17 protein-coding genes are annotated in these 17,504 nt (G+C 68.1%); 7 read left to right on the top strand and 10 right to left on the bottom strand.

The genetic code is table 11. The features are described from left to right. Window positions 1–47 precede the first annotated feature (47 nt). The 5 genes from acs to KY49_RS32030 form a co-directional block, all read right to left on the bottom strand. Complete coding sequence (gene acs / locus KY49_RS32050) at window positions 48–2,108, bottom strand: acetate--CoA ligase (protein WP_042588295.1); 2,061 nt, start codon at window positions 2,106–2,108, stop codon at window positions 48–50. A 207-nt stretch (window positions 2,109–2,315) separates the two neighbouring features. Further along, a complete protein-coding gene (locus KY49_RS32045; RefSeq protein ID WP_010089794.1) occupies window positions 2,316–2,894 on the bottom strand; it encodes an acetate uptake transporter in 579 nt (192 codons plus the stop codon). A 218-nt stretch (window positions 2,895–3,112) separates the two neighbouring features. Then, window positions 3,113–4,666, bottom strand: a complete 1,554-nt coding sequence (locus KY49_RS32040) for an efflux transporter outer membrane subunit (protein WP_082062486.1) — start codon at window positions 4,664–4,666, stop codon at window positions 3,113–3,115. Beyond that, window positions 4,663–5,841 carry an efflux RND transporter periplasmic adaptor subunit gene (locus tag KY49_RS32035; protein ID WP_042588899.1) on the bottom strand — a complete coding sequence of 393 codons (1,179 nt, stop codon included), beginning with the start codon at window positions 5,839–5,841 and terminating at the stop codon, window positions 4,663–4,665. Before KY49_RS32035 ends, KY49_RS32040 begins: the two co-directional genes overlap by 4 nt. Window positions 5,842–5,859: 18 nt before the next feature. After that, the gene (locus tag KY49_RS32030; RefSeq protein WP_042588293.1) at window positions 5,860–9,006 is read right to left on the bottom strand and encodes an efflux RND transporter permease subunit; all 3,147 of its coding nucleotides are present in this window, start codon (window positions 9,004–9,006) and stop codon (window positions 5,860–5,862) included. A gap of 103 nt (window positions 9,007–9,109) precedes the next feature. Between KY49_RS32030 and KY49_RS32025 the strand changes: the two genes are divergently transcribed. Next, on the top strand, window positions 9,110–9,760 hold the full coding sequence (locus KY49_RS32025) for a TetR/AcrR family transcriptional regulator (protein ID WP_042588292.1): 651 nt from the start codon (window positions 9,110–9,112) through the stop codon (window positions 9,758–9,760). A gap of 28 nt (window positions 9,761–9,788) precedes the next feature. On the opposite strand, the gene KY49_RS32020 is transcribed toward KY49_RS32025, so the two are convergent. Continuing rightward, window positions 9,789–10,277, bottom strand: a complete 489-nt coding sequence (locus tag KY49_RS32020; RefSeq protein WP_042588291.1) for a hypothetical protein — start codon at window positions 10,275–10,277, stop codon at window positions 9,789–9,791. Between the two features lie 266 nt (window positions 10,278–10,543). On the opposite strand from KY49_RS32020, the gene KY49_RS32015 reads away from it, so the two are divergent. Continuing rightward, window positions 10,544–11,440, top strand: coding sequence for a patatin-like phospholipase family protein (locus KY49_RS32015; protein ID WP_042588290.1), 897 nt, complete (start codon window positions 10,544–10,546; stop codon window positions 11,438–11,440). 175 nt (window positions 11,441–11,615) lie between these two features. After that, a complete protein-coding gene (locus tag KY49_RS32010) occupies window positions 11,616–12,308 on the top strand; it encodes a response regulator transcription factor (RefSeq protein ID WP_042588289.1) in 693 nt (230 codons plus the stop codon). Window positions 12,309–12,373: 65 nt separating this feature from the next. Here KY49_RS32010 and KY49_RS32005 read toward each other — a convergent pair whose 3' ends face one another. The 4 genes from KY49_RS32005 to KY49_RS31995 form a co-directional block, all read right to left on the bottom strand. Continuing rightward, window positions 12,374–13,927, bottom strand: a complete 1,554-nt coding sequence (locus KY49_RS32005; RefSeq protein WP_042588288.1) for a methyl-accepting chemotaxis protein — start codon at window positions 13,925–13,927, stop codon at window positions 12,374–12,376. Window positions 13,928–14,263: 336 nt separating this feature from the next. Further along, entirely contained in the window at window positions 14,264–14,413 is a 150-nt protein-coding gene (locus KY49_RS38340) for a hypothetical protein (protein ID WP_010089444.1), read from the bottom strand. Between the two features lie 92 nt (window positions 14,414–14,505). After that, complete coding sequence (locus tag KY49_RS32000) at window positions 14,506–15,108, bottom strand: nucleotidyltransferase family protein (protein ID WP_042588287.1); 603 nt, start codon at window positions 15,106–15,108, stop codon at window positions 14,506–14,508. Between the two features lie 130 nt (window positions 15,109–15,238). Beyond that, entirely contained in the window at window positions 15,239–15,919 is a 681-nt protein-coding gene (locus KY49_RS31995) for a M15 family metallopeptidase (protein WP_231636595.1), read from the bottom strand. A 17-nt stretch (window positions 15,920–15,936) separates the two neighbouring features. On the opposite strand from KY49_RS31995, the gene KY49_RS39085 reads away from it, so the two are divergent. From KY49_RS39085 to KY49_RS36590, 4 genes are all read left to right on the top strand, one after another. Next, window positions 15,937–16,062 (top strand): hypothetical protein, encoded by a 126-nt coding sequence (locus KY49_RS39085; protein WP_256242986.1) that lies wholly within the window; start codon window positions 15,937–15,939, stop codon window positions 16,060–16,062. Window positions 16,063–16,106: 44 nt separating this feature from the next. Beyond that, the gene (locus tag KY49_RS31990; RefSeq protein WP_010089446.1) at window positions 16,107–16,529 is read left to right on the top strand and encodes an ACT domain-containing protein; all 423 of its coding nucleotides are present in this window, start codon (window positions 16,107–16,109) and stop codon (window positions 16,527–16,529) included. A gap of 39 nt (window positions 16,530–16,568) precedes the next feature. Beyond that, window positions 16,569–16,847 carry a hypothetical protein gene (locus tag KY49_RS37935; protein ID WP_060094017.1) on the top strand — a complete coding sequence of 93 codons (279 nt, stop codon included), beginning with the start codon at window positions 16,569–16,571 and terminating at the stop codon, window positions 16,845–16,847. A 72-nt stretch (window positions 16,848–16,919) separates the two neighbouring features. Further along, on the top strand, window positions 16,920–17,501 hold the full coding sequence (locus tag KY49_RS36590) for a PAAR domain-containing protein (RefSeq protein ID WP_071737835.1): 582 nt from the start codon (window positions 16,920–16,922) through the stop codon (window positions 17,499–17,501). Window positions 17,502–17,504: the final 3 nt, after the last annotated feature.

Genomic DNA, 17,504 nt, shown 5'->3' with positions numbered 1-17,504 from the left:
TGCTCGCACGACGAGATGCCGATCGATCGAAGTTCTCTCGATTACGTTTACTTCACGAGCGTCCTCAGGCTGTCGACGATCTCCGGGTTGGCGAGCGTCGATACGTCGCCGGGGTCCTGATGGTTCGACAGCGCCGCAAGCACGCGCCGCATGATCTTGCCCGAACGGGTTTTCGGCATGTCCGGAACGATCAGCACCCGGTGCGGCTTCGCGATCGAGCCGATCCGCCCGACCACCGATTCCGACACCTGCCTGGCGAGCTGCTCCGACGCTTCCACGCCGGGCTTCAGCGACACATAGAGTTCGGGCACCTTGCCCTTGATCTCGTCGGCGACCGGCACGACCGCCGCCTCGACGACGTCGGGCACCAGCAGCGCCGCCGACTCGATCTCCTTGGTGCCGAGCCGGTGGCCCGCGACGTTGATCACGTCGTCGATGCGGCCGAGGATCCGGAAATAGCCGTCCGCGGCATCGACGGCGCCGTCGCCCGCCATGTACGGCCAGTCGCGCCAGTCCTTGCTCTTCGGGTCCCGGCAGTAGCGGCTGTAATACGTCTGCACGAAGCGCTCCGGGGCTTTCCAGATGGTCTGGAACGCGCCCGGCCACGGGTTGCGGATGCAGATGTTGCCGGCCTTGCCGGACCCCTGCGGCAGCTCGTTGCCGTCGTCGTCGTAGATCACCGGATGAATGCCCGGAATCCCCGGGCCGGCGCTGCCCGGCTTCATCTTGTGCAGCGCCGGCACGGTGCTGCACAGGAAGCCGCCCGTTTCCGTCTGCCACCACGTATCGACGATCACGGCCTCGCCCTTGCCGACCGTGCGGTGATACCACTTCCATACTTCGGGCTCGATCGGCTCGCCGACGGTCGTCATGTGCTTGAAGCGATAGTGGTACTTCGCGGGCTCGTCCGGCCCGGCGCGCCGCAGCGCGCGGATCGCCGTCGGCGACGTGTGGAAGATGTTGACGCCGAGCTCCTCGGCAATGCGCCACGGCCGGCCGGGGTCGGGGTAGACCGGCACGCCTTCGTAGATGACCGTCGAGGTCGCGAGCGCGAGCGGGCCATAGACGATGTACGAATGGCCGGTGATCCAGCCGATGTCGGCCATGCACCAGTACACGTCCTCGGGATGGATGTCCTGGATGTATTTGGAGGTCCACGCCACATACGACAGGAAGCCGCCGGTGGAGTGCTGGCAGCCCTTCGGGCGTCCGGTGGTGCCGCTCGAGTACATGAGGAACAGCGGCGCTTCCGCCGGCATCTCGACCGGGTCGATCAATCTGCCGCGGAACGGCTTGAGCGCGTCGTTGACGATCACGTCGCGGCCTTCGACGAGCGGCGTCGGGCTCGAGTACTTGCCCGGATAGCGCTGCCAGACCAGCACCTTCTCGGCCTGGTGGCCTTTGCCGGCCGCTTCGGCGAACGCGATGTCCGCCTTTTCCTTGTGGTCGAGCAGCTTGCCGGCGCGGTAATAGGCATCCATCGTGATCAGCAGGCGGCTTTCCGAATCGAGGATGCGGTCGGCGCACGCCGCGCCGCTGAAGCCGCTGAACACCTGCGAGTGAATCACGCCGAGCCGCGCGCAGGCGAGCATCGTGATCGGCAGTTCGGCCACCATCGGCATGTGCAGGGTCACGCGATCGCCGGCCTTCAGGCCGAAGACGTCGCGCAACAGCGCGGCGAATTCGTTGACGCGGACATACAGCTCCTGGTACGTGACGTGCTGGACCGCCTCGGATTCGAGTTCGGGCACGAAATGGATCGCGGTCTTGTTGCGGTACTTCGGCAGGTGGCGATCCACGCAGTTGTAGCACGCGTTGAGCCTGCCGCCGACGAACCAGCGCCAGAACGGCGGATGGCTCGCGTCGAAGGTCGTCTCCCAATACTTGTACCAGTCGAGCAGGTCCGCGAACTCCTTGAAGCACTCGGGAAACCTGTCGAGGGAGAAGCGCTCGAACACGCCCGGGTCGGTCAGGTTGGCCTGGCCGATGAACGAGGCGGGCGGCAGGAAGTAGTCCTCCTCGGGCCAGTGGACGGCGATTTGCGCCTCGGAAACGTCGGCCGCGTGCGATTCGGCGGCAGCGCGGTGCGACGGCTTGTCTCGTGACATGACAGATCCTCCTTGCTCCCAGGTGCCCGGAGCACGAAGCGAACGTGCTGCCGACGGCGGCGCGTCATAGGTCCGTCTTTCACGGGTCGAGGCACCAGGTGCGATGGTGTGCGTATGCGATAGGACGAATTCCGGTTCGGGGACCGATGCGATGGCCGGCGGCGCCGGCCGGCGCGTCCGATGCGCGCCCGCCGGCCCGCCGGTGGGTCACGCCGCTCGCGGATGGCTTTGCGACCAGTCGTGCGTCGGAAGCACGGTGTGGCCGTAAGCTTCGTTGATGATCATGGCCGCCGACGCGTAGAACGCCAGCAGCGCGGTCACGAGGCCCGTGTAGCCGCCGATCTGCGTGGCCAGGCTCGACCCGGTCCACGCGCCGATCGCCAGCATCAGGAACGTGATCCACAAAGACAGGAACACCAGTTGCACGGACGTGCTCGTGTGCAGCGAGCCGATCCACATGTAGAACGTGAAGACGCCCCACGCCATCAGGTACCAGCCGACGAACGATTCCGGCACCTTCGTGCCCAGGAATGCGACGAACAGTGCGAAGGACCACCAGAAGGCGCCATAACTGAGGAACGCCACGGTGCCCAGCGTGTTGCCGCGCGGAAACTCCATCACGCCCGCGATCATTTGCGCGGTGCCGCCGAACGCGAACGCGACCGCCAGCACGAGGCCCAGCGCGTCCGCGCTGTACCAGCCGGCGTTCACCATGCTGAGCATCCAGGTCGTGAGTGCGAACCCGGCCAGCCCGAGCGGTGCCGGGTTGGAAAGCTTACTGTTCATAAACCGCCTCCGTGTTGATTTGCGCTCGAAGCAGATCCGGAGACGATACGAATCCCTCGGTCGCCGCCGAACGCGACCGTGCGGTGCTCGCTATCGATGGCTGCTGGCTCGGAAAATAAGTTCGACCCCTTTCGTGGCGCAGCCTCGTGCCAGCCTGCGCGGTTCAACTTAAGTGTAGGCCGCGTGGCGCAAAGCGGAGCCGGTTGGCATCGGATGCGCTATCGGGCGACGGCGTTGCCGCCATCGTCCCGCACGTCGGCGCGGTTCCACCAGCCGCCGCCGAGCGCCTGAAACAGCGCGACGACGTCCGAGTAGCGCGCGACCCGCGCCTGGATTTCGCCGATGCGGGCCTGCTGGTAGGTCCGTTGCGCATCGAGCAGCGCAAGATGGCTGATCTCGCCGATGCGGAACTGGCGTTGCGACGCGGCGAGGCTGTCCGCGGCGGCGCGTTCGGCGGCCGCCTGCGCGTTGACGGCGTTCGCGTCCGATTGCAGCGCCCGCAGCGCATCCGCGACGTTCTGGAACGCGGTGACGACCGTGACGCGATATTGCGCCGCCGCCGCATCGTAAGCGGCGATCGCCGCGCGCCGGCGATGCAGCAGCGTGCCGCCTTCGAAGAGCGGCTGCAGCAATCCGGCGCCGATGTTCCAGACGGCCGTTCCCGGTCCGAACAGCGTCTGCGCGGTCTCGCTGCCGTAGGCGGCGCTGAGCGTCAGTTGCGGCAGCAGGTTGGCGGTGGCGACGCCGATTTCGGCGCTCGCGGCATGCAGCAGCGCTTCCGACGCGCGAATGTCGGGGCGCTGCGCGACGAGTTGCGACGGCAGGCTGACGGGCAGCGTGACGGGCAACTGCAGCGCTTCGAGCTCGAACGTTTCCGTCGGCGCGTCGTTCGGGAAGCGGCCGAGATAGGCGGCGAGCTGGTTGCGCGTCTGCGCGAGCTGTTTCTGCAGCGGCGGCAGCGCGGCGCGCGCCTGGGCCAGCGCGGCGGCCTGCGCCAGCACCGCGGTATTGGCCGCGGCGCCGATCGCGAATTCGCGCTTCAGCCCGGCGAGCTGCTGCGTCTCGATGTCGACGATCTCCTGCGTCGCGGCGACCTGCGCGCGCAGCGACGCGTCCTGCAGCGCGGCCAGCACGACGTTCGAGATCAGCGTCAGGTAGCTGGCCTCGAGTTCGAACCGCTGGAATTCGGCCCGCGCGGTCAGTGCTTCGACCTGCCTGCGCGTGCCGCCCCACACGTCGAGCAGATAGGTGACGTTCACGGATGCGCTCTTGAGCGTGAAGGGCGGGATCGTGCTGCCGCTGCCGCTGCCGAGCGATGCGGGCGCCTTTTTTTCGCGCGTGACCGACGCGCCAGCGCTGATTGTCGGAAAGAGGGCGCCTTCGCCCGCGAGGCGCGTTTCGTTCGCCTCGCGCAGCGCCGCCTGCGCGGCTTGCAGGCTCGGGTTGGCCGCCAGCGCGCGCTCGATGATCGCGTTGAGCGCGGGCGAGCGGAACAGCGTCCACCAGTCGCCGGGAAGATCGAGCCCCTGCACGAAGCGTTGCGCTTCGCCGCCGTGGATATCGGACGCGACGGTCTGCGCCGGCAGCGGCTCGCGCGCATAGCCGACGGCCTGCGGCTGCGCCGGCCGCACGAAGTCGGGCCCGACCGCGCAGCCGGCGAGCCATGCCGCCGCGAGCACGACGCAGGCGAGGCCGCGACCGGAGACGGCAACGCCAGGTTCGAAGCCGGGTTCGAAGCCGGCTACACGCGGGCGGGCGCGACGGGCGGTCATGGCGCGCGGCTCCCGGTGGGCGCGGCAGGCGCGACGGCGGGCGGCGTGCCTGCCGGCATCGGCCGCACCAGCGTGCCCGGGCCGAGCTTCAGCAGATTGCCGACGACGACCGTTTCGCCGTCGGTCACGCCCTGGCGTACCGCGACGAGCGGCGGGTAGTCGGCGCCGAGCGTGACGTAGCGCTGCTCGACCCGGTTGCCTGGGCCGACGACGTACACGTACTGGCCGAGCTGGTTCGAGCTCACGGCGACCTGCGGCGCCAGCAGCGTGGCGGGCTGGTCGGCGACGTGCAGGCGCACGTGGATGAACTGCCCCGGCAGCAGCGTATGGCCGGGGTTGTCGATCGTCGCGCGCGCGGTGATCGTGCCGGTGCCGCGCACGATGCCGTTGTCGAGCAGGGTCAGCCTGCCGTGGTATTGCGGCGCGCTCGCCTGGCCGACGGCGACCTCCGCCGGGATCGGGCCCTGCGACTGGCGCGCCTGGATCGTGGGCAGGTCGGTGTCCGGCGGATTGAAGGTCGCGTAGATCGGGTCGAGCTGCACGAGGGTGTTCAACTGCGTGCCCGCCGTGCTGATCAGCGCGCCCTCGTGGACGAGGCTCAGGCCGAGACGGCCGGCGAACGGCGCACGGATTTCGGTGAACAGCAGATTGAGCCGCGCCGCCTCGATCTGCGCGCGGTCCGCCGCGACGGCCGCGCGGTCCTGGCGCTCGGTGCTCGCCGATTGCTGCAGCGTGTCGGTCGATACGTCGCCGGTCCGGTTCAGGACCGCATTGCGGTGATGGCTCGCCATCGCGTAGGCGAGCGCGGCCGCGTCCTTGGCCGCCTGCGCGGTGGCCGCATCGAGCGTCGCCTGATAGGTGCGCGGGTCGATCCGGTACAGCAGCGCGTTGGCGGCCACGTCGGCGCCGTCCGGCGCGGCCTGCTTCAGCAGGTAGCCGGTGACTTGCGCCTGGAGCGTGACGGCGCGAATCGCATCGGTCGTGCCGACATAGTCGAGATAGACGGGCACCGTCCGCGTGACGACCCGCGTCACGGGCACCTCGATCGCGACGGCGGGCGGGGCCGGCGGCGGATCGACGGCGGCGCGCTGCGCGCCGCGCGGGACGAGCAGCGCCACGCCCAGCGCGACGGCAATCGCGGCGGCGACAACCAGCGCGAATCGGTGGGCTTTCATCATCGCCTCGCGCGTCGGTCATGCCGCGGGCGGCGGGCCGTGCGGCCCGTGCGCGCGCGCGAGCTTCTCGCGCATCGTTTCGCGCAGCCGCTCGATCACCGCGTAGAAGATCGGCACGAAGCCGAGCGACAGCAGCGTCGCCGCGAGCATGCCGCCGACCACCGTGGTGCCGATCGACTGCCGGCTCGCGGCGCCGGCGCCCGTGGCGACCATCAGCGGGAGCGCGCCGAAGATGAACGCGAACGCCGTCATCAGGATCGGCCGCAGCCGCAGGCGCGCCGCCTCGGTCACCGCGTCGACGATGTCGAGGCCGGCCTCGCGGCGCCGCTTCGCGAACTCGACGATCAGGATCGCGTTCTTCGCCGCGAGCCCGATCAGCAGCACGAAGCCGATCTGCGCGTAGATGTCGACCTGCATGCGGCGCAGCCACAGCAGCCCCAGCGCGCCGAACAACGCGAGCGGCACCGTGAGGATGATCGTGAACGGCAGCGACCAGCTTTCGTACTGCGCCGCGAGGAACAGGAACACGAACACGATCGCGAGCGCGAACACGATGCCGGCGACCGAGCCGGCCTGCAGCTCCTGATAGGTGATGCCGGTCCAGTCGTAGCCGAAATCCGCGGGCAGCACGCGGGCGGCGCGCTGCATCGCGGCGATCGCCTGGGCCGAGCTGTAGCCGGGCGCCGCGCTGCCGGTGATCTCGGCCGCGCCGTACACGTCGTAGCGCGGCACCGTCTCGGGGCCGACCATCGGCCGGAGCTGCCCGAGGGTCGCGAGCGGCACCATGCCGCCCGCGGCATTGCGCACATACAGGCGCGACAGGTCGTCCTTGCTGCCGCGCGCGCGGCTGTCCGCCTGCACGACGACCTGGAAATTGCGGCCGAACAGCGTGACGTTGTTGACGAACAGCGAGCCGAGATAGATCTGCATCGTGCGGAACACGTCGTCGACATTCAGGCCCAGCAGCTTCGCCTTGTCGCGGTCGAGCCGGAAATCGAACTGCGGCGTCGACGTGTTGAAGCTGGTCAGCAGCGTGCGCGCGTCGAGCTCGGGCTGCCGGCGCGCCTCCGCGAGAAACGCGTGCGTCGCCTCGTCGAGCGCGACGCTGCCGCGGCCCGTCAGGTCCTCGATCTCGAAGTCGAAACCGCCGAAGGTGCCGAGCCCGGAAATCGCCGGCGGATTCAGCGCGAGCGACAGCGCTTCGGGAATCCGCGCGAGCCTGGGCTGCACCTGCGCGATCAGGCGGGCGACGCTCTGTTGCTCGCCGCGCTCGTCCCACGGCTTCAGGATCACGAACTGGGCGGCGCTGTTCGGCGCGGTCGCGCGCGTCACGAAATTGAGGCCGCTGATCGACAGCACGTTGGCGACGCCCGGCGTCGCGCGCAGCAGCGCGCGGGTTTTCTCGATCACGGCTTCGGTGCGTTGCAGCGACGCGCCGTTCGGCAACTGCGTGATCACGTAGAAATAGCCCGGGTCCTCGACCGGCAGGAACGCGTGCGGAATCGTCGCATTCAGCAGCCAGGTGACGGCGAGGCCGCCCGCGAACAGCGCCAGCGCGAGCCAGCGCGCGGCGATCAGCCGGCGTACCGAACCGGCGTAGCGCTGCCGCGCCCAGTCGAAGCCGCGGTTGAACGCGCGGAACAGCACGAACCGCCGCGCTTGCCCGTGGCGCAGCAGCACCGCGCACAGGGCCGGGCTGAGCGTCAGCGAATTGAAGGCCGACAGCATCACGGAGATCGCGATCGTCAGCGCGAACTGGTTGTAGAGGCGGCCCGTGATGCCCGGCAGGAACGCGATCGGCACGAACACCGCGCCGAGCACCGCCGAGGTCGCGACGATCGGCCCCGTCACTTCGTGCATCGCCTGCTTGGCGGCCGCCATCGGCGCCAGCCCGCTCTGGAGCTGGCGCTCGACGTTCTCGACCACGACGATCGCGTCGTCCACGACGAGGCCGATCGCGAGCACCATGCCGAGCAGGCTGACCGTGTTCAGCGAGAAGCGCAGCACCAGCATGATCGCGAGGGTGCCGACGAGCGCCACCGGAATCGCGATCATCGGAATCACCGTCGTGCGCCAGCTCTGCAGGAACAGGTACACGACGCCGAGCACGAGCAGCAGCGCGAAGCCGAGCGTCTTCGCCACTTCGGTCATCGACGCGGAGACGAACATCGTGGTGTCGTACGTGATGCCCCACGCCATGCCCTTCGGGAAGCGCCGCGCGAGCGCGCGCATCGTCGCCTTCACGCGCCGGTCGAGATCCAGCGCATTCGCGCTCGGCAGCTGGAACACGGCGATCAGCACCGCCGGGTTTTCGTTGACGGACGCGCTCGACGTGTATTGCTGCGCGCCGAGGTCGGTGCGCGCGACGTCGCGCAGGTGCACGGCGGCGGCGTTCGCGGTGCCGGCGCGCAGCACGATGCCGCCGAATTGCCGCGCGTCGGCGAGCTGGCCCTGCGTGTTGACCTGATACTGGAACGGCGTGCCGGGCGGGGCCGGCGCTTCGCCGAACTTGCCGGCCGCGACCTGCACGTTCTGGTCGAGGATCGCGTTCTGCACGTCGGTGGCGGTCATGCCGAGCGCGGCGAGCTTGTCCGGGTCGAGCCAGATGCGCATCGAATAGCGGCGCTCGCCGAAGATCGTGACGTCGCTGACGCCGGGCAGGCGCTTGAGCGCATCGACGACCTGCAGATACGCGAAGTTGCTGAGCGTGACCGGGTCGATCGAATGATCGGGCGAATAGAGGTTCACGGCCAGCACGAAGTTCGGGTTCTGCTTCTGGATCGTGATGCCGGTCTGCGTGACGATGCCGGGCAGTTGCGCGGTCGCCTGCGACACGCGGTTCTGCACGTCGACCGCGCCGATGTTGACGTCGTAGCCGACGTCGAACGTGACCGTGATCGTCGAGCTGCCGTCGTTCGCGCTGACCGACGAGAGGTAGCTCATGCCTTCGACGCCGTTGATCTGCGCTTCCAGCGGCGTGGTCACGGTGTCCGCGACGACCTGCGCGCTGGCGCCCGTGTAGGTCGACTTGACGAGCACCTGGGGCGGCGTGATCTGCGGAAAGCGCTCGACCGGGAGGTTGAACCACGCAATCAGACCCGCGAGCACCATGACGATGGCGATCGATGACGCGAAGACCGGACGCTCAATGAAGAAGTCGACCATTGACCGCGCCCCCGTGGGTCGGGTAGGTTTGCCGTGCGTGGAACAGGAAACGCAACGGTATAGTTTCCGCCGCGCATCCCGAATGTCAAGGGAATCGATCGGAATGCGAACAGTCCAGGTTTCCAGGACGAAAACCGGCGGCCGCCCGACGCAGCAGGAAGCGGCGGACCGCCTGCAACGCCTGCTCGACGTCGCCCGGCGGCAGTTCCTGAGCGCGGGCTATCGCGAGACGAGCATGGAAAGCCTCGCGCGCGAGGCGGGCGTCGCCAAGAAAACCCTCTATAGCCGATTCGGCAGCAAGGCCGGCCTGTTCGCGACGATCCTCGACGCGCTGCGGCGCAAATGGGTCGAGGAGCTGCGCGGGCTCGTGGTCGAATCGGATCGTCCCGAAACGGTGCTCGAGGCGGTTGCGCTGCACCTCCTCGAGGTCGGCACGCGGGCCGACATGATCGAGCTGTACCGCCTGCTGCTGCTCGACGCGCATCGCGTTCCCGGGCTGATCCGCGGGTACTACGACCAGCAGGGCGGCCTGAGCGGAATGGAGCCGCTCGCCGATTACCTGCGCGCGGCGGTCGACGCAGGCGAACTGGCGCTCGACGACGTGTCCGTTGCGACCGAGCAGTTCGTCTATCTGGTGCTCGGCGGCATCCGGACCCGCATGCTGCTCGGGGCCGCGCGGCGCCCCAATGCGGCGGCGCGCGCCCGTCTCGCGCGGCAGGCGGTGCGGATTTTCCTGGCCGGGTGCGCCAGGTAGCCGTGCCGGCAGCGAGGCGCGCGGCCGCTCAGGCGGGCCGCCCGAACCCCGACTCGACCCAGCGCTCGGCGCTCGCCTTGTTGAGCTTGAACGCCGCCGACACCTTCGCTTCGCCGAGCAGCTCGCCGAAGCGGTCGAGCGCCTTGAGTTCCGCATAGGGCTCGAACTCGTCCGGCACGATATCGAGCGTCACCGACACTTCGTCCTCGCCGGCCCAGACCGTCACTTCCTTGTGCAGCATCGCGCGCCGCTGCTGCTCGTGGCGCATCAGCACTTCGGTCGCCGTCTTGACCAGCGTCCGGAACGCGTTCGCGTCCATCGGCTTCGGGTTCTTCTTGTCGCGCCCCATCGTCCAGGGCCCGACCAGCGCCGGCTCGGCTTCCCCGTCCTTGACCATCTCGACGGCCCAGCCGTCGTCGTCTTCGTTCTTGATGATGCGGGCCGTCCAGCCGCTGTCGCGCCAGAGGGTGTCTTCGTGGATCGTGGTGTCGTCGGCGTGGAGGTCGGAATCGGTCATGAATCGGTCGGAGAAAACGGGCGAGGGCGCATGCGGCACGTGAACGGCGCGTCGCCCCGGGGTGGCATTCGCAGGCCGCAATTTTACCCGCAGTGCCGCCCGCCGTATCGCGCCGGCCCCGCGCCGGCCGTCACGTTGGCCGAACGGCCGGCCGCGCGCCCCGCCCGGCAGGGTTTTCAGCAACACCCGATTGCGCCGGCCCGGTCCATCATCATGCATGACGGAGCCGACGCCCCGCGCCGCGCCCGCCCGCACGGAGTCCGATCGTGCCGCCCGATTCCATCCCGTCAACCGCGTTCGTCTTCGCCGGCGGCGGCAGCCTCGGCGCGATCGAAGTCGGCATGCTCCGCGAGCTGATCGCGAGCGGCGAACGGCCCGACTGCGTGATCGGCGCATCGGCGGGCGCGATCAACGCCGCGTATTTCGCGGGCCGTCCGGACGCGCAAGGCGTCGCGATGCTCGCCGCGCTCTGGTGCAAGATCCGCCGGCAGGACATCATGCCGCTGTCGATGCGCGGCCTGCTCGCGATGATCCTGCGCAGCCGGCCCCATCTCGTCGAAGCCGACGCGTTCCGCCTGCTGCTGGAAACGCACCTGCCGTACCGCCGGATCGAGCAGGCCGCGCTGCCGCTGCACATCGTCGCGACCGACGTGCTGACCGGCGCCGAAGTCGTGCTGTCCGCAGGGCCGGTCGTGGACGCCGTGCAGGCCAGCGCGGCGATTCCCGGCGTGTTTCCGCCGGTGCGGATCGGCGGGGCGGAGCTCGTCGACGGCGGCGTCGCCAACAACACGCCGATCTCGGTGGCGGTCGCGCTCGGCGTCGAGCGGATCGTCGTGCTGCCGGCCGGGTTCGCGTGCGCGCTGCATGCGCCGCCGCGCAGTGCGATCGCCCACGCGACGCATGCGCTGACGCTCGTGATCGCCCGGCAGCTGGTGCGCGATCTGGAGCAGTACGCGGCCCGCGCGCGGATCCACGTCGTGCCGCCGCTGTGTCCGCTCGACGTGTCGTCCTACGATTACACGCAGTGCGCGCAGCTGATCGACCAGGCCGCGCACCGGACGCGCCAATGGATCGACGGTGGCGGACTGTCGGACCACACGATCCCGGGTGCGCTGCGCGAACACCACCACACATCCGCGGCGTTACGCGCCAGCCAAATATAAAACTCGTACTACCGCTTGGCGGCGCATTTAAGTTCCTGTCCGATATCTTCCGAGCCGCCGGATTCATAGAATAGCGATTGGGCTATAAATAGCCTGATCGGGATAGCCGAACCGGACTGGCGGGGGGCGGCGCCGATGCAATTGGTCGAATCCGCCTGAACCGAGGGAAACGCGTATGGGGAAATTCAATGTCCGTATCGTCTTCGCCTATGACTGGCCGCTGACGCTGGCCGGCATGGAACACATTGCGGGCAGCGCCAGCGCGATCGATCTGGTCGGCGTCTACCAGCGCGCCGGCGACTTGGTCGCGTCGATCGGCGACGTAGACTGCGACATCGCGCTCATCGATTATGCGATGCGCAGCGACGGGCAGATGGAGGTGCTGAAGCTGCTCGACTTTCTGCGGGTCGCGCGCCCGGGCGTCGGCATTGTCGTGCTGGTCACGCACGAGAGCCCGGTGATCATCCGCTCGATCCTCGCGCGGGGCGCGCTGAGCGTCGTCAGCAAGCTCGACGACGTCGGCCACATCGTGACCGCGATCCATTCGAGCTACAGCGGCGGCAGCTATCTGTCGCCGGCGGTCAAGCGCACGCTCGCTTCGGCCGACGACGACGGCCAGGGCGCGCCGAAGCTGTCGCAGCGCGAGATCGAAGTGATCCGCCTTTACCTGTCGGGCGTGTCGATCAAGGGGATCGCCGAGCGGTTGAACAAGGGCAAGCAGACGGTCAGCGCGCAGAAGATCAGCGCGATGAAGAAGCTCGGCGCGAAAAACGACATCGAGCTGATCCGGCGCGCGGCGGCGCTCGGCCTGCGCCACGATGCGAGCGCGAACGCAAATGCGAACGCAAGCGTTGCGGCATCGGCGTGAGCTCCGGGGCGGAGCGGGGCGGCGCAGCGTGCGCCCGCCCGTCCGCAGGGGCGGCGCGAACCGCGTCAGGCCGGCAACGCGAAGCGCGTGACCGCATCCCGCAGTGCTTCGGCCTGATCGCGCAGCGAATGCGCGGCCGCCGCCGCCTGCTCGACGAGCGCCGCGTTCTGCTGCGTCACCTGGTCCATCTCGCCGATCGCGCGATTGACCTGTTCGATCCCGGCGCTCTGTTCGCGCGACGCGTGGCTGATCTCGTCGAGGATCTCGTTCACGCGCCGCACCGACTGCACGATCTCGCCCATCGTCTCGCCCGCCTGCGTGACGAGCGCCGCGCCGTGGTCGACGGTTTCGTTCGACGACACGATCAGCGACTTGATCTCCTTCGCCGCGGTGGCCGAGCGTTGCGCGAGCGAGCGCACTTCGGCCGCGACGACCGCGAAGCCGCGGCCCTGCTCGCCCGCGCGCGCGGCTTCGACGGCCGCGTTCAGCGCGAGGATGTTGGTCTGGAACGCGATGCCGTCGATCACGCCGATGATGTCGCCGATCTTGTGCGAGCGGTCGGTGATCTCGGCCATCGTGCGCACGACGTCGTCGACGACTTCGCTGCCGCGCGTCGCGACCTGCGCGGCCTGGTCGGCGAGCGTGGCGGCCTGCGCGGCGCTGTCCGCGTTCTGCTTCACGTTCGCGGTCATCTGGTCCATGCTCGACGCGGTCTGCACGAGCGCGGCCGCCTGTTCCTCGGTGCGCTGCGACAGGTCGGTGTTGCCGGCGGCGATCTCGCCCGCGCCGACGTTGATGTTCTCGGTGCCCATGCGCACGCGCGACACCATGTCGATCAGCCCGCCCTGCATCGTGTGCAGCGCGTGCAGCAGGCTGCCGCGATCGTTCGGCCGCAGGTCGACGCGCGCGGTCAGGTCGCCCTGCGCGATGCGCTGCGCGGTCTCCAGCGCGTCCTCGAGCGCGCCGCCGAGATTCGCGCGCACGCTCTTCAGCACGAGCACCATCACGAACGTGGCGATCGAGCCGAGCACGGCGGTCATCGCGAGCCAGCGGCCGACGCTCGCGAGCACCGCCGTGCGCACGTCGTTCATGTACATGCCGGTCACGAAATACCAGTCCCACGGCGCGAAGTGCTGCACGACGCTCGTCTTGTCCTGCGGCTTGTCCGCGCCCGGCTTCGGCCACTTGTATTCGACGAAGCCCTTGCCGCCGCTCTGGTCCGCGGCCTTCACGATGTCGACGAACAGGTGCCGGCCGTTCGGGTCGGTGAAGCCGGACATGTCCTTGCCGTTGATCTCGGGCTTGATCGGATGCATCACGATCACCGCCTTCGAGTCGTTGATCGAGATGTAGCCGTCGGCGCCGTAGCGCATCGCGGCGATCGCTTCCAGCGCCTTCTGCTTCGCATCGGCTTCCGGCATCGCGTTCTGCTGCGACAGCTTGTAGAAGTGATCGGCGACGCTCGCGGCCTGCGACACCAGCGTCGAGAGCTGGTCGCGGCGGTCTTCGATCATCGACCCGCGCGTCTGCCACGCGCCGAGCCCTGCGATCACGAGCAGGCCGAGCCAAAGGATGACGATCATCGAAGCGAGTTTCTGGTTCAGGGAGAGATTGCGCATGGTCGGTTCGGTCGGTCGATCGGAGAAGCGCGCCGCTCGCGGCGTGACGGGATAACTTCTTGTCGGCGCAGATGGCCGGCGACCGTAGGCGGGAAATCCCTAGGAGACGAGGTCGATCAAGGTTTGCGGTCGAATGTGGCGTCGGTGCGGTGACGTGACGGGGCGGTGTCACGAATCGAAGCGGTGAAACAACGCAAGCGAATGGACGAGCCGATGCGTGCGGCCACGGCGGCCGGCTCGGCGATGCGAATCACCCGCGCGCTGCCGCGCACCAAGCCGGTGCGTGCGGCGATGCGTGCGGCGATGCGTGCGGCGATGCGTGCGGGAATGGACGGCCTAGACCGGGTCCTTGCTCGGCGGCCCCTCCGGCTGCTGCGGATTGTCCGGATGATGTCCGGGCGACGGCGGCACGAGCGGATCGCCTTCCGGATCGCGGGTCGGGTCTGCCGGGGGCTCGGGCAGCGGAGTCGTGTGATCGTCGGTCATGGAGCGCTCGCGAATCGTGACGGCCGCCGCGCGGTGCGCCGGCGCCTCGTCTCCTTTATAGGCAATCGGGCACGCGTTTGCACCCGGATTCGTCAGCGGTCGCCGCGTCCGCGCGCGAGGTCCGCGGGCGTGTCGACGTCGCGCAGGATGGCCGGATCGTCGACGTCGAGCAGCGTGACCCGCTCGCGCGCGAACAGCGCGCGGGCGCCGGTGTCGCCGTCGAGTGCGGCGAGCGCGTCGAAGTGGCGCGCCGCGAACCCGACCGGATGGCCGCGCATGTCGTGGTGCACGGGCGCGACGATCGACGCATCGCCGGCGTCGAGTGTGCGGGTGACGAGCTCGTAGGTGGCCGGCGCGATCCACGGCATGTCGCCGAGCGCGACGAGCCAGCCGCTCGCATCGGCGCTCGCGCGCACGCCGGCGGCGAGGCTCGCGCCCATGCCGCGCACCGCGTCGGGCGCGAACACGACCCGGCAGCCGGCTTCGTTCAGCAGATAGGCGAGTTTATCGGCGCCGGGGCGCACGACGGCGACCACGTCGGCGGTGGCCGTCGCGAGCCGGCGGGCGGCCGCGACCGCGACCGGCGTGCCGTCGGGAAGCAGGGCGAGCAGCTTGCTGCGCAGGCCGCTGGGATCGAAGCGCTGACCGAGACCGGCGGCCAGGAGAACGCCGGTGGCGAGCGATGCGTAGGACATCGGCGAAGCGGGGACGAGAAGCAGGTGCTGGGATTGTGCGGGAGCGGGCGGCGATGGGCAAGTGCGGATTCGCCCGCGGGCGCGCGTGACGCGGCGGGGCGTTGCACCGTTTTCGTGCAGGAGGTTCGCGTCAAACGGTCCATTCCTGAACGACGTGTTCGTCGACGGGACCGTAGATGGCGTTCGGCTGGCGTTGCATGACGGCCCAGTATTTGTCGCCGAACGACCAGTGCCACCATTCGGACGGATAGTTGACGAAGCCCGCCGCCGTCATCGCCGCCGACAGAACGTGCCGATTGCGCACCGCGTCGCGGCTGATGAATTGGCTGCCGGTGTAGCAGGCGCCCGACGATTCCTCGTCCGTCGCGTCGAGCACGCAGCCCATGTCCGCTTCGGTTCCGTCAGCCGAGATCAACGTCAGGTCGACCGCCGCGCCCGTCGGATGCGCGGCGACGTCGGGCGGAGCGACGTAGCGGCTCGCCAGTTCGAGCAGCGTTTCCTCCGGCGTGTCGGGCGGCAGCGCGCGGCGCAAATCGGCGAGATGCTTGTCGAAATACGTGCGTTGCAGCGCGAGCGGGCGGTAGCCTTCCTTCACCAGCAGGCGCAGGTTGTCCGGAAGGGTGCTCGCGGCGACGACGAGCCGGTCGGCCACGCCGCGGCGGACCTTCAGGAAATGTTCGCTGTCGCCTGGCACGATGCTGCGGGTGAGGTCGACTGCGACGCGATGATGCAGGGTCGCGAGGTCGACGAAGCGTTCATGCGATTCGATCAGCGTGACCGCGCGAACGACGGGATCGGAAAGTGAGATCACGATGGCTGGAGGAAACGATGAAATGGAACATCGTCGGTCGCGATCAGGCAACGCGCACCGCGCGCGACGCGTCGATTCGGCAATATGCCAGAGTTTCGAAGTGGCGGGATGCGCCGCTCGCCTTGCCCGAGTGCCCTCGGTGAAGTAGATTTTTTTTATCGACGTGCATCAGGCAGGAGGGACTGCCATGGAACTGAGCGTAGAACGTGTCGATGTCTGGGCTGCCACCATTGAAGACAAGCCGGGCGGCCTCGCGAACGTATTGAGCGCGCTGCGGGATGCCGGCGCGGACTTGCAGTTCATCGTCGCGCGCCGCACGTCGGAGGCGGCGGGCAAGGGCGTCGTGTTTGTCGCGCCGCTGCTGGGAGATGCGGTGATCCGCGCGGCCACGCAGGTGGGGTTCAACGTCACCCCGAGCCTTCACTCCGTCCGCGTGATGGGGCTGGATCAAATGGGGATCATCGCGCAATTGACCCAACTGCTCGCCGACGGGGGAATCAATCTCCGCGGCGTATCGGCTGCCGTGCTGGGCACACAGTTCATCGCGTACATCGCGGTCGACTCGCTGGGCGATGCCGAAAAGGCGATCGATATCCTGCAGCGGGCCTGAGGCGCTTTCGGCAGCCGTGCCATCGGTGGTGATGCGTCCATGGCCGGAGTTTCCGCGTCGAGCGTTCTCGATTGCGCACGTCGGCATGAGCCGTTAAAGCAGCCATCCGGACGTCTGCTGTCGCCCGCCTTTTGCTTCGTCGTGGGGCTTCAATTCCAGTTCCTCGGCGTAGACGAACTCGACATTCGTATGTACATGGTGTCGCCAATCGGCAGAATTTCGCTGCAGGAACTGCTGCCGGCACTGGGCTCGCAGATGTCATGTCTCGCGATGAAGCGGCATGTCGCGGCGATTGTTGTCAAATATTGCGAAGTTTGACGCGCGTCTTCGGTAATTCGTGGAAAATGCGCTCGGCATTCGTCGAACAAAAAATCGAGAGGGCGGAAAGCGGTGAAAAGACATTATCTGAGAGTGGGTGACAAGTCGACTGCCGGAGGCGTAGTGACCGACGGCATTGCTACTACGTCAGTCATGGGGCAGCAGTTGACGCATATTGGCGCGTCGGTGATGTGCCCGGCATGCAGTTCGGTTGGCCATATCGTTCCAATCGGGCCGCGGTTCCCCGATGGCTGGATGGGGCAGAAGGTAGCTCTTGAGGGCGACAAGGTTTCGTGCGGCTGCTATCCGATGCCGACCATGCTCCCCTCGCAAAGCGTGATGTTTGAGCAATATGACGGCGAGGGGCTGTCAAGCATGGGATTTGCAGCGACCGATGTTGCGGCGTTGACGAAGGCTGATCCCGAGCACTGGGTAAGGTTCAAGCTGGACGAACAAGGCAGTTGCGAAGGGCTGCGTTGCACTGCTCACTTTGCAGATGGATCGGTGGAAGAGGGTGTTATCGATTCGAGGAATACGGTCGCATTTGACCGACCCAATGGCAGCCCATGTCGAAAAGTTGAGATCCATTTCGAAGGTGAAAAATCTAGCCACGACTCGGTCACCGAGCGTTTGATTAGCGCGATTCTGGGGTAATCA

This window comes from Burkholderia sp. MSHR3999, assembly GCF_000833595.1.
Lineage (GTDB): Bacteria > Pseudomonadota > Gammaproteobacteria > Burkholderiales > Burkholderiaceae > Burkholderia > Burkholderia ubonensis.
Note: the sequence above shows the minus strand (reverse complement) of the source record. Positions and strands in the feature narration are given on the sequence as shown.

What these genes read in the sequence shown, in the direction of transcription:
- acs (WP_042588295.1), bottom strand. Translation starts at nt 2,108, where the DNA reads ATGTCACGAGACAAGCCGTCGCACCGCGCTGCCGCCGAATCGCACGCG.
- KY49_RS32045 (WP_010089794.1), bottom strand. Translation starts at nt 2,894, where the DNA reads ATGAACAGTAAGCTTTCCAACCCGGCACCGCTCGGGCTGGCCGGGTTC.
- KY49_RS32040 (WP_082062486.1), bottom strand. Translation starts at nt 4,666, where the DNA reads ATGACCGCCCGTCGCGCCCGCCCGCGTGTAGCCGGCTTCGAACCCGGC.
- KY49_RS32035 (WP_042588899.1), bottom strand. Translation starts at nt 5,841, where the DNA reads ATGAAAGCCCACCGATTCGCGCTGGTTGTCGCCGCCGCGATTGCCGTC.
- KY49_RS32030 (WP_042588293.1), bottom strand. Translation starts at nt 9,006, where the DNA reads ATGGTCGACTTCTTCATTGAGCGTCCGGTCTTCGCGTCATCGATCGCC.
- KY49_RS32025 (WP_042588292.1), top strand. Translation starts at nt 9,110, where the DNA reads ATGCGAACAGTCCAGGTTTCCAGGACGAAAACCGGCGGCCGCCCGACG.
- KY49_RS32020 (WP_042588291.1), bottom strand. Translation starts at nt 10,277, where the DNA reads ATGACCGATTCCGACCTCCACGCCGACGACACCACGATCCACGAAGAC.
- KY49_RS32010 (WP_042588289.1), top strand. Translation starts at nt 11,616, where the DNA reads ATGGGGAAATTCAATGTCCGTATCGTCTTCGCCTATGACTGGCCGCTG.
- KY49_RS32005 (WP_042588288.1), bottom strand. Translation starts at nt 13,927, where the DNA reads ATGCGCAATCTCTCCCTGAACCAGAAACTCGCTTCGATGATCGTCATC.
- KY49_RS38340 (WP_010089444.1), bottom strand. Translation starts at nt 14,413, where the DNA reads ATGACCGACGATCACACGACTCCGCTGCCCGAGCCCCCGGCAGACCCG.
- KY49_RS32000 (WP_042588287.1), bottom strand. Translation starts at nt 15,108, where the DNA reads ATGTCCTACGCATCGCTCGCCACCGGCGTTCTCCTGGCCGCCGGTCTC.
- KY49_RS39085 (WP_256242986.1), top strand. Translation starts at nt 15,937, where the DNA reads ATGAAATGGAACATCGTCGGTCGCGATCAGGCAACGCGCACCGCGCGC.
- KY49_RS31990 (WP_010089446.1), top strand. Translation starts at nt 16,107, where the DNA reads ATGGAACTGAGCGTAGAACGTGTCGATGTCTGGGCTGCCACCATTGAA.
- KY49_RS37935 (WP_060094017.1), top strand. Translation starts at nt 16,569, where the DNA reads ATGGCCGGAGTTTCCGCGTCGAGCGTTCTCGATTGCGCACGTCGGCAT.